This window comes from Telluria sp. ZB2R32 (genome assembly GCF_059685715.1).
Map to the genome: position 1 here is coordinate 726,142 of NZ_JCASIG010000001.1, position 12,906 is coordinate 739,047.

The window sequence follows — 12,906 nt, forward strand, 5'->3', positions numbered from 1 at the left end:
GGATTTCCCTATTCAAGTAGCCGGCGCACACAGCGCCTCGCCGAACAGCAGGCGGTCGCGGAATGTCGAGATATCGGCGCCGCGCTGGATCAAATCGAAATACCAGGGACCATCGCCGACGTCGCCCACCAGCACGGCGCCGGTCACGCGCGTCCCATCGAGCACGAGACGCTTGTAGACGCCGGCGCTGCGGTCGCGCAGCACCAGCTCTTCGGTGTCGCGTCCGCCGGCGATGTCCCCCGCCGAGAACAGGTCGATGCCCGTCACTTTCAGCTTGGTGGCGGTCGCCGCCTGCACGTAGCGGCGATGCCCGGCGCCGGCCAGGTGGGCGGCGCAGACGCGCGCCTGCTCCCACACCGGCGCCACCAGGCCGAAGGTGGCGCGGCGGTGCTGGACGCATTCGCCGACCGCATAGATGCGCGGATCGTAGGTTTGCAGCGTGTCGTCGACGACGATCGCGCGTTCGCAGTGCAGGCCGGCGTCGCGCCCGAGCGCCACGTTGGGGCGCACACCGGCGGCCATCACGACCAGGTCGGCTTGCAATTCGCTGCCGTCGGCGAAATGCACCGCCTCCACCTTGGCCTCACCGACGATGGCGCTGGTCTGGGCGCCGAGCAGGATGCGCAGGCCGGAGCGTTCCAGCGATTCTTTCAGCAGGCGCCCCGCTTCGCCGTCGAGCTGCTGGTTCATCAGGCGCGAGGCGACGTGCACCACGGTGACGTCCATCCCGCGCCGCATGAGCGCGTGCGCCGCTTCCAGCCCGAGCAGGCCGCCGCCGATGACGACCGCGCGTCCGCCCTGGTGCGCCGCCGCCAGCATCGTATCGACGTCGTGCAGGTCGCGAAAGCCGACCACGCCCGCCAGCGTATTGCCGGGAATCGGCAGCATGAAGGGCGTCGAGCCGGTCGCCAGCAGCAGGCGGTCGTAGCGCGCCTCCAGGCCGGAACGGGCGATCACGACGCGGCGCTTGCGGTCGATGCGCACGACCGGATCGCCCGCGTGCAGGGTGATGCCGTGCTCCGCATACCAGGCGCGCGGATGCAGCATGATCTCGTCGACCTGCTTGTCGCCGGCCAGCAGCGGCGAGAGCAGCACGCGGTTGTAATTCCCGTGCGGTTCGGCGCCGAAGACAGTGATGTCGTACAGCTCGGGCGCCAGTTTCAGCAGCTCCTCGACCGTGCGCATGCCGGCCATGCCGTTACCGACCACGACCAATTTCGCTCTCATGAGGCGACCCATACAGTGCCGTTCTCGACCCGCACCGGAAAGCTGCTCACCGAATGCGCCGGCGCTTCCAGGCATTCGCCGGTCTGCAAATCGAAATGGTGCTTGTAGATAGGCGAGGCGACCACGATGCGTTCGCCCAGGCTGCCGACCAGGCCGCGCGAGAGCACGGCGGCATTCGCGTTCGGGTCGTAGTTATCGATCGCGAACAGGCGTTCCTGGCCAACGCGAAATACCGCGACCTGGCGTCCGTTCAGCAGCGCGCACACGCCGGTGTCGGGCACGATGTCGTCGAAAGCGCAGACGGCATTCCAGTTATCGAGTTGAATATCTCTGTGCATGGCGAACTCCTTAGTTGGCAATCGCAATCGGGATGGTGCGGCGGCGTTCTTCGATTGTGGCGGGACGCACCTGGCCGCGTTCGGGCATGAAGACCACGTTGTCGTCCTTGGCTTCGCTGTTGACGAAATGGCGGAAGCGCTTGCGTACTTCCGGGTCTTCGACCGCGTTTTTCCATTCGCAGGCGTAGGTGTCGACCACCGCCTGCATGTCGGCTTCCAGTTCGTCTCCGATACCCAGCTTGTCTTCGACCACGACCTGTTTCAGGTAATCGAGCCCGCCTTCGAGGTGTTCGCGCCAGGTGCTGGTGCGCTGCAGGCGGTCGGCGGTGCGCACGTAGAACATCAGGAAGCGGTCGACGAGTTTGACCACCGCCGCCTCGTCCAGGTTCGATGCGATCAGTTCGGCGTGGCGCGGCTTCATGCCGCCGTTGCCGCACACGTACAGGTTCCAGCCCTTGTCGGTGGCGATCAGGCCGACGTCCTTGCCCTGTGCCTCGGCGCATTCGCGGGTGCAGCCGGAGACGCCGAATTTCACCTTGTGCGGCGTACGCAAGCCCTTGTAGCGGTTCTCGAGCGCGATGGCGAAGCCGGCGCTGTCGCCCACGCCATAGCGGCACCAGGTCGAGCCGACGCAGGATTTCACCGTGCGCAGCGACTTGCCGTAGGCGTGGCCGGACTCGAAGCCGGCGGCGATCAGCTCTTCCCAGATCGGCGGCAGCTGGTCGACGCGCGCGCCGAACAGGTCGACGCGCTGGCCACCGGTGATCTTGGTGTACAAGCCGTATTTTTTCGCGATCATGCCGACCGCGATCAGGCCGTCGGCCGTGACTTCGCCGCCCGGCATGCGCGGCACCACCGAATAGGTGCCGTCCTTCTGGATATTGCCGAGGAAGTAGTCGTTCGAATCCTGCAGGCTCGCATGCTCGGGTTTGAGAACGAAATCGTTCCAGGTCGAGGCCAGGATGTTGGCGGCGACCGGCTTGCAGACGTCGCAACCGAGGCCCGTGCCGTGTTTGGCGAGCAGTTCGCCGAAGCTCTTGATGCGGCCGACGCGCACCAGGTGGTGCAGTTCCTGGCGCGAGTGGTTGAAGTGCTCGCACAGCGCGCGGCTGACCGTCACGCCCTGCTTCGCCAGTTCGGCATTGAGCACTTGCGTCACCAGCGGCACGCAGCCGCCGCAGGCGGTGCCGGCGCTCGTGCATTTTTTCAGTGCGCCGATGCTGGTGGCGCCATCCTGCACCGCCGCGCACAGCGCTCCTTTCGAGACGTCGTTGCAGGAACAGATCTGGGCCGCGTCCGGCAAGGCGGCAACGCCCAGGCCAGTCTTCGGCGCGCCGCTCGCTTGCGGCAGGATCAGACTTTCCGGCGCATCCGGCAGCGCGATGCCGTTCAAGGCCATCTGCAGCAGCGTGCCGTATTCGGCGGCGTCGCCGACCAGCACCGCGCCCAGCAGGCGCTTGCCGCAGTCGCTGACGACCAGCTTCTTGTAGGTCTGGCGCCGCTCGTCGAGGTACTGCACGCTGCGGCTGCCGGTGGCGGCGCCATGGGCGTCGCCGATGCTGGCCACGTCCACGCCCATCAGTTTCAGCTTGGTGCTGAGGTCCGCGCCGGCGAAGCCGCCGGGCGCGCCGAGCAGGTGGCGCGCAGCGGTGCGCGCCATGTCGTAGCCCGGTGCGACCAGGCCGAACAGCTGGCCGCGCCAGGCCGCGCATTCGCCGACGGCGTAGATGTGCGGGTCGGACGTGACGCAATCGTCGTCGATGGCGACGCCGCCGCGCGGCCCCAGCGCCAGTTCGCAGAGGCGCGCCAGTTCGTCGCGCGGGCGGATGCCGGCCGAGAACACGATCATGTCGGTATCGAGGTGGCTGCCGTCGGCGAACTGCATGCGGTGCGTGCCCGCTTCGCCATCGACGATCGCCAGCGTGTTTTTCCCCGTGTGGACGGTGACGCCGAGTTCCTCGATGCGCCCGCGCAGCACGCGCGCACCCGGATCGTCGACCTGCACCGCCATCAGGCGCGGTGCGAATTCCACTACGTGCGCTTGCAGTCCCAGGTCGCGCAAGGCTTTCGCGCATTCCAGGCCGAGCAGGCCGCCGCCGACGACGACGCCAGTCCGCGCGCGGGCGCCGCATTCGCGCATCGCTTCCAGGTCTTCGATGGTGCGGTAGACGAAACAGTCGGCGCGTTCGCGGCCCGGTATGGGCGGCACGAAGGGAGACGATCCGGTGGCCAGCACCAGCTTGTCGTAGCCGAGCGCCTCGCCGCTTGCCAGCGTGACGCTGCGCGCGGCGCGATCGATGGCGACGACTTTAGCGTTGAGTTTCAGGTCAAGGTTGGCGCGCTCGAAGAAGCCGGGTGCGACCAGCGACAGGTCTCCCGCCGTTTTCCCGGCGAAGAATTCGGACAGGTGCACGCGGTCGTAGGCCGGGCGCGGCTCTTCGCCGAGCACCGTGATGTGGATGTGCGGTGCGGCGGCAGCGAGGGATTCGACAAACTTGTGGCCCACCATGCCGTGGCCGATGACGATGACGTTCATATTGCTCTCCTGATTACTCAAGCACGCGCTGCTGCAGCGACGGTGGCGGTACTGCTGAAACGGGCGCCGAGTGCGCACAGGCTGGCGACGACGACCAGGCCGCCGAGGATCATCAGGGTGTCGCGCACGTCGCCCGTCCCTTTCATGAGGAAACCGGCCAGCACCGCGCCGACATTGCCGCCGGCGCCGACGATGCCGGCCACGCCGCCCAGCGCAGTGGGCGCCACGAAGGGCACCAGCGCATAGGTGGCGCCGCAGGCCATGTGGGTGAACAGGCCGAAGCACAGCATGGCAATCAAGGCAAAGACGACGCCGTCGGCGTTCGCGAACCACAGCAGGCCCAGGCCCTCGCCCACCATCAGCACGAACAGCACGGTGACGCGGCTGTTGAGGTCACCACGCAGGGCGCAGCGGTCGGACAGCCAGCCGCCCAGGGCGCGGGCGAACAGCGCCAGCAGGCCGAAGCTGGCCGCCGCCATGCCGGCGCTTTTCAGCGACAGGCCGAAATGATCGACGTAATAGATGGCGGCGATGTTGTGGATGAAGATCTCGATGCCGAAGCAGGCGCCGTAGGTGACGAACAGCAGCCAGGCGCGGTGGTTGCGGCAGGCTGCCTTGAAACTCGCCCAGCCGCCCTTGCCGCCGCCCTCGAAGGGGATGCCGGCGGCGCGCAGCTCGCTGAAGTTACCGGCCGGGCAGTCCTGGGTATAGCGCCAGTAGACGACGGCCATCACCAGCATCGCCACGCCCGGCACGATCAGCGCGACGCGCCAGCCCAGGGTTTCGGAGACGCCCGCCATCAGCAGCGCGCCCAGCAGCAGCGGCATCGCCGCCTGCGCCGCCCCGCCGCCGGCATTGCCCCAGCCGGCGGCGGCCGCGTTGGCGGTACCGACGACCTTCGGGGCGAACATCACCGAGGTGTGGTACTGGGTGATGACGAAGCTGGCGCCGACCGCACCGATGCCGAGGCGGAACAAGAGAAAACTTTCATAGCTCTGGGCAAAGGCGACGCCGAGCACGGGAATCGCGCCCAGGGCAAGCAGTCCCGTATAAGTCTTGCGCGGGCCGTAGCGGTCGCACAGCGGCCCGACGATCAGGCGCACCAGGATCGTGATGGCGACGGCGGCGATATTGATGTTGGCGATTTGCGCCACCGACAGGCCGAACTCGCCTTTGATGACCGGCATCAGCGGGGCGCAGGCGAACCAGGCGAAGAAGCAGATGAAAAACGCCACCCAGGTCAGGTGGAAGGCCCGCATCTGGGGCGTGTGGAAGTCGGTGAGTCTGATGCTGCTCGCTTTGCTGGCCATGGTATCCCTCGGGTTGAAAACAAAAAGGCGTCCGCGTCCCGTGGTGGTGGTACCAGGGAGGCGGACGCCGTTGTCCGGATGCGGGTCCAGCGTTGGACCTGCGCTTTTCAATGTTTGTAGCTGAAGGGATCGCCGTTGATCCTGCCTGGAGTAATTGCAAGAGGCGTGCCAGACTTGGTGCGGGGCGTGCGGCGCAGCGGCTTGAAGGAAGACGCTCTATTGCAGTGCACAATGCGCGTTAATGATGCGGAACGGCGCACTCTGATGGCATCGAGGTGCTTGACCGTAGGGTGGGCGCCCTGTGCCCACGCGTGAAGCATGCGTCGCGTTGGCGCGTCGTTCCGCGTGGGCACGGGGCGCCCACCCTACCGTGTCTCAGCGTTGGTGAATATCGAACGCCGCCGCATACCCCGCCGGATCGCTGCCATCCCACACCCGCCCATCCATCAATGTACTGCTGCGCATGAACGTCGACGGCACGTCCACTCCCGCCAGCGCCGCCGCTTCGCGATACAGCCCGATCTGGTTCACCGCACAGGCCACATCGAGGTAAGCCGGGTCTTCGCGCAACAAACCCCAGCGCCGCTGCTGGGTCAGGAACCACATGCCGTCGGACAGCCACGGGAAGGTCGCTTCGCCGTCGCCGAAGAAGCGCAGGCCAGGGAAATCGGCGCGGCGCGGCAGCAGGCAGGTGCGCAGGAGGGCGATGTCGGCACCGACCCAGGCGGGGCTGGCCAGCACTTCGGCGGCGGCTTCGCGGTTGGTCGGGGAAGCGTCGAGCCAGCGCGCCGTCTCCAGCAAGGCGGCCACCAGCGCGCGGCAGCTGTTCGGGTGGCGCGCGACGAAGTCGGCGCGGGCGCCGAGCGCCTTGCCGGGGTGGTCCGGCCAGACCTGGCTGCTGGGCGCGGCCAGCACGCCGCTGGCCTCGATCAGCGCGCGCCGGCTCCACGGTTCGCCCGCGCAGAAGCCATCCATGTGCCCGGCTTCCAGGTTGGGCGCCATCTGCGCCGGCGGCACGGTGACGAGCTGCGCCTGCGTCATCGGATCGATGCCGGCGGCGGCCAGCCAGTAGCACAGCCACATGGCGTGGTTCCCGGTCGGGAAGGTGTGGCCGAAGGTGTAGCGGCGCGGCTGCGCCTGCATCAGCGCGCGCAGGCCGGCGCCGTCCGTGACGCCGGCGGCGGCGATGGCGCGTGCGAGCACGATCGACTGGCCGTTCTGGTTCAGGTTCATCAGCACCGCCATGTCGCGCGCGGCGCCGCCGATCCCCATTTGCAGGCCGTACAGGAGGCCATATAAAGCCTGGGCCGCATCGAGCTCGCCGTTCGTCAGGCGGTCGCGCATGGCGGACCACGAGTGCTGCTTTTCCAGCACCAGTTCGATGCCGTATTTCTCGTCGAAGCCAAGCACCGACGCCATCACCAGCGGCGCGCAATCGGCCAGCGGCATGAAGCCGATGCGCAGCACGGTTTTCTCGGGCCGGTCCGAGCCGGCGACGTGCACGTCCTTGTCAGTCATGCGCTTCCTTTCGCCGGATCAGCCCAGCAAGTCCTCGACGTCCAGGATGCGCTGCGCGATCTCGGCCAGTCTCATGTTCTTGTTCATCGCCAGGCTGCGCAGGCGGCCGTAGGCTTCGTCTTCGGTGAGGCGGTGGCGCGCCATCAGCACGCCCTTGGCGCGGTCGACCGTCTTGCGCTCGGCCAGCTTCTGGCGCGTGTCGGCCAGTTCGCCGAGCAGTTTCTGTTCGCGCCTGAAACGCGCCAGCGCCACGTCCAATACCGGGCGCACGCGCTCGGCGCGCAGGCCGGCCACGATGTAGGCCGATACGCCGGCCGCCACCGCCGCTTCCATGGTCGAGGCGCTGTCGTCTTCGGTGAACAGCACGATCGGGCGGCGCGCGTCGCGGGTGGCGATCACGATGTGTTCGAGCACGTCGCGCGCGTCGGACTCGCTGTCGACGATGATCAGGTCCGGCTGCAGCTGGGCGATCCGCTCGGGCAGGAAGATGTCCGGCGGCAGCGAGGCGACGATGTCGTAGCCCGATTCCAGCAAGCCCACGCGCAGCGCCGCGCTGCGGCAAGCCTGCGCGGCCAGGGCGGCGTCACCGGCGGCCACCTGTCCCCCGGTGACGACGACGATGCGCAGGCTGGGTGAGGGGTCGGCACGCTTCTCTTCTCGTTTCATGCTGGACGCAAATGCAAGAAGCGCGCCAGTTCTCATACGGTTTCCGACAGAAGCGATATTCTTCCGGCCAATATCTGCAATAAGTCTCCTGGCAGAACATTCACGAACCTGATCGCATGCATCACAAACCGAAAGTTCCTTTATAGCCTGACGGCATTTATACTGCACCGCAACATCAACGTACTTACCAGGAAATGTCTATGTCGCCAATCGAATACTTCCACGCCAGCGTCGCCGCGCTCGCCGTCATCGTCCGCATCACCCTGCTGCTACCGCGCAAGTCCGGGCAGCCCGCCTGACCCGCACCTCGTCTCGCGCATCAGCGGCCCCGTACCCCAAGGTACGCGGCCGCTTTTTATTGATCGCCGCCGGAATCCCCCTGCTGCTGAGTGACTGCGCTAGAATGCATCCGCACTTTCTAGCCAGAAAGCTATTTCCTCACTCACCAGACTCCACGATGCGACTTCCTGCACTGACCTTCCTTGCCGCGCCACTCTGTGCGCTGATTGCGCTTCCCGCTGCAACCACGGCCACGGCTGCGCCAACGTCCCCTCCCACGCCGATCAGCCTCGACCAGGCCATGGCCCATCCGGACTGGATCGGCAATCCGGTCGAACAGGCATGGTGGGGCTGGAACGGCAAGGACGTGTATTTCAAGCAGAAGCGCACCGGCTCGCAGCTGCGCGATACCTTCGTTGCGGCCGCCGGCGGCGCACGCAAGGTAGCCGACGCCGGGCTGGCCAATCTCGACAGCCCGGCCGTGGTCTACGACCGTGCGCATACACGCACCATCATGGTGCGTAATGGCGACCTGTTCGAGCGCGATTTGAAAAGCGGTGCACTGGTTCAGGTCACGCGCGGCGTCAAGGCCGAAGACCCGCAATATTCCAGCGACGAGCGCGCCGTGCAGTTCCGCGTCGGCCACGACTGGTTCAGCTGGGACCGCGGCAGCCGCCTGCAGGCGCCGCTCGCCCTGCCGCGCGCCGCCAAGGACCCCGCAGTGCCGGACGCGGACGCATTGCGCGACATGCAGCTGCGCCTGATCACGACCCTGAAACGCGCGAAAGACGACCGCGACGCCGCCCGCGCGCGCAGCGAAGAAGAACGCCGCTTCGATCCGACCCGCGCGCCAAGTCCGGTCTACCTGGGCGACAAGGTTACGATCGAAGGCAGCGCGCTGTCGCCGGACGGCCGCTGGCTGGTCGTGGTCACCGCCGCCAAGGGCGCCGAAAAGGGACGCGTCGGCAAGATGCCGCGCTACGTGACCGAGTCCGGCTACGAAGAGATGGACGACCAGCGCACCCGCGTGGGCCGCGCCAATCCGGCCGCGCATGGTTTGAAGCTGATCGACCTGGCCACCAACAAGGTGCAGGACCTCGCCTTCGACGCCCTGCCCGGCATCGCAACCGATCCGCTGGCCAAACTGCGCGCCGACGCCAAGCTCGATCCTTTGAAAGGCAACCGCCCGCTGCGCATCGCCGACCGCGCCGACGCCGTGCGCTGGAGCCTGGATGGCAAGCTGGTCGCCGTGATGCTGCGCGCCGTCGACAACAAGGACCGCTGGATCGCCACCATCGACCTGGCGTCCGCCAAACTCAAGCCGCAACACCGCCTCAGCGACGAAGCCTGGGTCAACTACGACAACAGCGACTTCGGCTGGCTGCCGGACAACCGCACGCTCTGGTACGTGTCGGAAGAAAGCGGCTACGCGCACCTGTACACCCAGCCGGTCGACGGCCGTCCGCGCGCGCTCACCAGCGGCAAATGGGAAGCGACCGACGTGCGCTGGAACGTCGATGGCAGCGCCGCCTGGATGCTCTGCAACCGCAAGAATCCAGGCACCTATGAAGTCTGCGCCGTCAACGCCAAGGACGGCGCCACGCGCGAAGTAACGAACCTGGAAGGCGTCGAGCGCTTCACCCTGTCGCCGGACAGCCGCAAGCTGCTGGTGCACTATTCGTCGAGCTACATGCCGACGCAGCTGGCGACCATGCCGGCCGGCGGCGGCGCGGCGACCAGACTGACCGACACCCGCACCGCCGACTACAAGGCGCGCACCTGGATCGAACCCGAAATCGTGGCCGTCCCATCGAGCGACGGCGGCGACCCGGTCTGGTCGAAACTCTATCGTCCGGCGCAGATGGAACCCGGTAAAAAATATCCGGTCGTGATGTTCGTGCATGGCGCCGGCTACCTGCAGAACACCCATCACCGCTTCCCGGTCTACTTCCGCGAGCAGATGTTCCACAACCTGCTGGTCGAGAGGGGTTACATCGTGCTCGACATGGACTACCGCGCCTCGCAGGGTTACGGCCGCAACTGGCGCACTGCGATCTACCGCCAGATGGGCCATCCGGAACTGGTCGACTACCAGGACGGCGTCAGGTACATGGTGGCCAAGCACCAGGGCGATGCGGCCAATGTCGGCATCTATGGCGGCAGCTACGGCGGCTTCATGACCTTCATGGCGCTGATGCGGGCGCCGGAGACCTTCAAGTCGGGCGCGGCCCTGCGTCCGGTGACCGACTGGACCACCTACAACCACGAGTACACGGCGAATATCCTGAACACGCCGGACCTCGATCCGCAAGCCTATAAAATCTCGTCGCCGATCGAATACGCCGACAAGCTGCAGGGGAACCTCCTGATCGCGCACGGCATGGTCGACGACAACGTGTTCTACCAGGACTCGGTGCGCATGGCCCAGCGCCTGATCGAACTCAAAAAAGACAACTGGGAACTGGCGAGCTACCCGCTCGAGCGCCATGCCTACACCCAGCCGGAGAGCTGGTTCGACCAGTACCGCCGCATCTTCAAACTGTTCGAGCGTACGCTCAAGCAGTAAATCGCCAACAAACGGGCGCCCCGCGGGGCGCCTTTTGTTTTACTGTTCGGTTTCGTTTTTTCGTTTCAGCTTTCGATTGACTCTCATGATGCTCCCTCGCCCGCCGTTTCGCCTTTCCCTCCTTTTCGTGTCCGCCCTGTGCGGCGCCGCCCAGGCCCAGCACCGCGGCGAGGCCGATGCGCCCGCCTATGTCGGGCTGCCGTCGACCGGCAAGATCGATCCGGGCCGGGTTTTGAGCGAACGCCATGGCGCGCCTGCGCCACAGGAAAGCGAGGCGGCAGGGACGGCGCCGGCGCCTGAAGGAAAAGCGGCGCGCAAGGGGACCGCCAGGGCGGCAGCGCAAGCGCAGCCGGAGCGCACGCAAGAGCAGGCCGCGCCGCGGGCGGCGGCCCCGGCGCCCTTCGCCATCCCGGCCGGCGGCATCACCGGCGTCGTCATCGAGAGCACCGGGCGCGCAGCGCAGTCGGACGTGCCGCTCACCTTCGGCCAGGTATTCGCCCCGGGCGACCTGGCGCGCGGCGCCACACTGGCCGGCAAGCTGGCCGACGGCACGCTGCTGCCGCTGCAGCTCGACGTCAAGGCGAGCCACCCGGACGGCTCGGTGCGCCATGCGGTCATTTCGGCGATCCTGCCGCGCCTCGGCGCCGGCAAGGATATCGGCATGGCGCTGGTCAAAACCACTGGGAAGGCAGGGAACGCGGACGCGTCCGGCGCCGGTGCTGCGGCCGACACCGTGGTGAACGTCGTCGTCGATGGCGAGCGCTACACCGCATCGAGCGCCGCGCTGTTCAAGGCGCAAAAGGCGCAGGCCTGGCTGCAGGGTCCCGTCGTCACCGAACTGCAGGCGGCGGCGCCGCTGAGGAATGCGAAAGGCGCCGAACACCCGCACCTGGCGGCGCGCTTCGCGATCCGCTGGTATGGCGCGGCGAAGCAGGCGCGGATCGACGTCACGGTCGAAAACGCCTGGGCCTATGAAGCCGACCCGCGCAACATCACCTACGACGCAACGATCACGGCCGGCGGCAAACAGGTCTACGCCAGGCAGGGCCTGACCCATTACCACCATGCGCGCTGGCGCACCCTGGCCTGGACCGGCGAGGCGCCGGCGCTGCACCTGCGCCACGATACCGGCTACCTGATCGCCTCGCGCGCGCTGCCGAACTACGACCGCTCGGTCGTGATGCGCGACGATGTGCTGGCCAGGCTGGGCGCCGACTGGAACGGTCCGAAGAGCGAGCCGATGGGCGTTGGCCTGGCGGCGCGTTCGATGCCGACCACCGGCGGACGCAACGACCTCGGCCTCCTGCCCGGCTGGGCCGCCGCTTACCTGCTCAGCATGGACGCACGCGCGAAGCTGGTCACGCTCGGTACTGCCGACCTGGCCGGCAGCTGGTCCACCCACTACCGCGACAAGCGCACTGGCCTTCCGGTCAGCCTGATCGACTACCCGTACATGACGCTGCTCGGCAAGGCCACCGACACGCGCAACCCGAAGACCGGCAAGTTCGAAGCGTTTCCGCCCTGCCCCAAGACAGTCTGCAAGACCCCCAATTTCGCCGACACCGCGCACCAGCCAGGCTTCGCCTACCTGCCCTATCTGGTCACGGGCGACCATTACTACCTCGAGGAACTGCAGTTCTGGGCGATGTACAACGCCTTCTCCTCGAACCCGGGCTACCGCAAGAACATCCAGGGCCTGTTCTCGCCGCAGCAGGTACGCGGCCAGGCCTGGAGCCTGCGTACGCTCGGCCAGGCCGCCTACATCACGCCGGACGCGCACCCGCTCAAGCGTCACCTGACCGCGGTCCTCGACAGCAATCTGGATTGGTACAACGCCACCTACAGCAGCAATCCGGCGGCGAACAAGCTGGGCGTGGTGGATACCCGGTATGCCGTCGTGTACCGCTCCAAGACCGGTGTCGCGCCCTGGCAGGACGACTTCTTCACGGCGGCCGTCGGCCACGTCGCTGAACTCGGCTTCAAGAATGCCGAGCCGCTGCTCAAGTGGAAGGCGCGCTTCCCGGTGGGCCGCATGGTCGGCGAAGGCGTGTGCTGGATGGCCGGCGCGAACTACTCTTATGCGGTGCGCCCGGCGCGCGAAGCGCCCCTGTTCGACACCATCGGCGCCGCCTACGCGGCCACGGTCGGACCGCAAGCGGCGGCCCTGCCCTGCGGCAGCGACCAGCTGGCGGCGGCGCTGGAAAACAAGCCGGGCGACATGGGTGGCTATTCGGCCTCGGCCACGGGCTTCCCCTCGAACATGCAGCCGGCCCTGGCGTACGCCGCCGACGTGAGCGGCGAAGCAGGCCGCAAGGCCTGGGCCGTGTTCATGGCGCGCAGCGTGAAGCCCGACTACGGCAAGGCGCCGCAGTTCGCGATCGTGCCGCGCCAGGCGCCTGCCCGGTAAGCCGTAAACGATTACAACTTGTAACGGCGATTGCATCGGCGCCGCCGCAGGCGCATCTT

Annotated in this window: 8 protein-coding genes; 2 read left to right on the forward strand and 6 right to left on the reverse strand. The window is 67.2% G+C overall.

The window, feature by feature from the left end; all coding sequences use genetic code 11:
• Positions 1-12: 12 nt before the first annotated feature.
• From AC56LG_RS03115 to AC56LG_RS03140, 6 genes are all read right to left on the reverse strand, one after another.
• A complete protein-coding gene (locus AC56LG_RS03115) occupies positions 13-1,239 on the reverse strand; it encodes an NAD(P)/FAD-dependent oxidoreductase (protein ID WP_497164664.1) in 1,227 nt (408 codons plus the stop codon).
• Complete coding sequence (nirD, locus tag AC56LG_RS03120) at positions 1,224-1,565, reverse strand: nitrite reductase small subunit NirD (RefSeq protein ID WP_497164665.1); 342 nt, start codon at positions 1,563-1,565, stop codon at positions 1,224-1,226. Before nirD ends, AC56LG_RS03115 begins: the two co-directional genes overlap by 16 nt.
• 10 nt (positions 1,566-1,575) lie before the next feature.
• Positions 1,576-4,101 carry a nitrite reductase large subunit NirB gene (gene nirB, locus AC56LG_RS03125; protein WP_497164666.1) on the reverse strand — a complete coding sequence of 842 codons (2,526 nt, stop codon included), beginning with the start codon at positions 4,099-4,101 and terminating at the stop codon, positions 1,576-1,578.
• Between the two features lie 17 nt (positions 4,102-4,118).
• Complete coding sequence (locus AC56LG_RS03130; RefSeq protein ID WP_497164667.1) at positions 4,119-5,411, reverse strand: MFS transporter; 1,293 nt, start codon at positions 5,409-5,411, stop codon at positions 4,119-4,121.
• A 375-nt stretch (positions 5,412-5,786) separates the two neighbouring features.
• On the reverse strand, positions 5,787-6,929 hold the full coding sequence (locus tag AC56LG_RS03135; RefSeq protein WP_497164668.1) for a CmpA/NrtA family ABC transporter substrate-binding protein: 1,143 nt from the start codon (positions 6,927-6,929) through the stop codon (positions 5,787-5,789).
• A gap of 18 nt (positions 6,930-6,947) precedes the next feature.
• Positions 6,948-7,595 (reverse strand): ANTAR domain-containing response regulator, encoded by a 648-nt coding sequence (locus AC56LG_RS03140; protein WP_497164669.1) that lies wholly within the window; start codon positions 7,593-7,595, stop codon positions 6,948-6,950.
• A 457-nt stretch (positions 7,596-8,052) separates the two neighbouring features.
• Between AC56LG_RS03140 and AC56LG_RS03145 the strand changes: the two genes are divergently transcribed.
• A complete protein-coding gene (locus AC56LG_RS03145; RefSeq protein WP_497164670.1) occupies positions 8,053-10,440 on the forward strand; it encodes a S9 family peptidase in 2,388 nt (795 codons plus the stop codon).
• An 85-nt stretch (positions 10,441-10,525) separates the two neighbouring features.
• On the forward strand, positions 10,526-12,847 hold the full coding sequence (locus AC56LG_RS03150; protein WP_497164671.1) for a hypothetical protein: 2,322 nt from the start codon (positions 10,526-10,528) through the stop codon (positions 12,845-12,847).
• Positions 12,848-12,906: the final 59 nt, after the last annotated feature.

What these genes read in the sequence shown, in the direction of transcription:
- AC56LG_RS03115 (WP_497164664.1), bottom strand. Translation starts at nt 1,239, where the DNA reads ATGGGTCGCCTCATGAGAGCGAAATTGGTCGTGGTCGGTAACGGCATG.
- AC56LG_RS03150 (WP_497164671.1), top strand. Translation starts at nt 10,526, where the DNA reads ATGATGCTCCCTCGCCCGCCGTTTCGCCTTTCCCTCCTTTTCGTGTCC.
- nirD (WP_497164665.1), bottom strand. Translation starts at nt 1,565, where the DNA reads ATGCACAGAGATATTCAACTCGATAACTGGAATGCCGTCTGCGCTTTC.
- AC56LG_RS03130 (WP_497164667.1), bottom strand. Translation starts at nt 5,411, where the DNA reads ATGGCCAGCAAAGCGAGCAGCATCAGACTCACCGACTTCCACACGCCC.
- AC56LG_RS03140 (WP_497164669.1), bottom strand. Translation starts at nt 7,595, where the DNA reads ATGAAACGAGAAGAGAAGCGTGCCGACCCCTCACCCAGCCTGCGCATC.
- AC56LG_RS03145 (WP_497164670.1), top strand. Translation starts at nt 8,053, where the DNA reads ATGCGACTTCCTGCACTGACCTTCCTTGCCGCGCCACTCTGTGCGCTG.
- AC56LG_RS03135 (WP_497164668.1), bottom strand. Translation starts at nt 6,929, where the DNA reads ATGACTGACAAGGACGTGCACGTCGCCGGCTCGGACCGGCCCGAGAAA.
- nirB (WP_497164666.1), bottom strand. Translation starts at nt 4,101, where the DNA reads ATGAACGTCATCGTCATCGGCCACGGCATGGTGGGCCACAAGTTTGTC.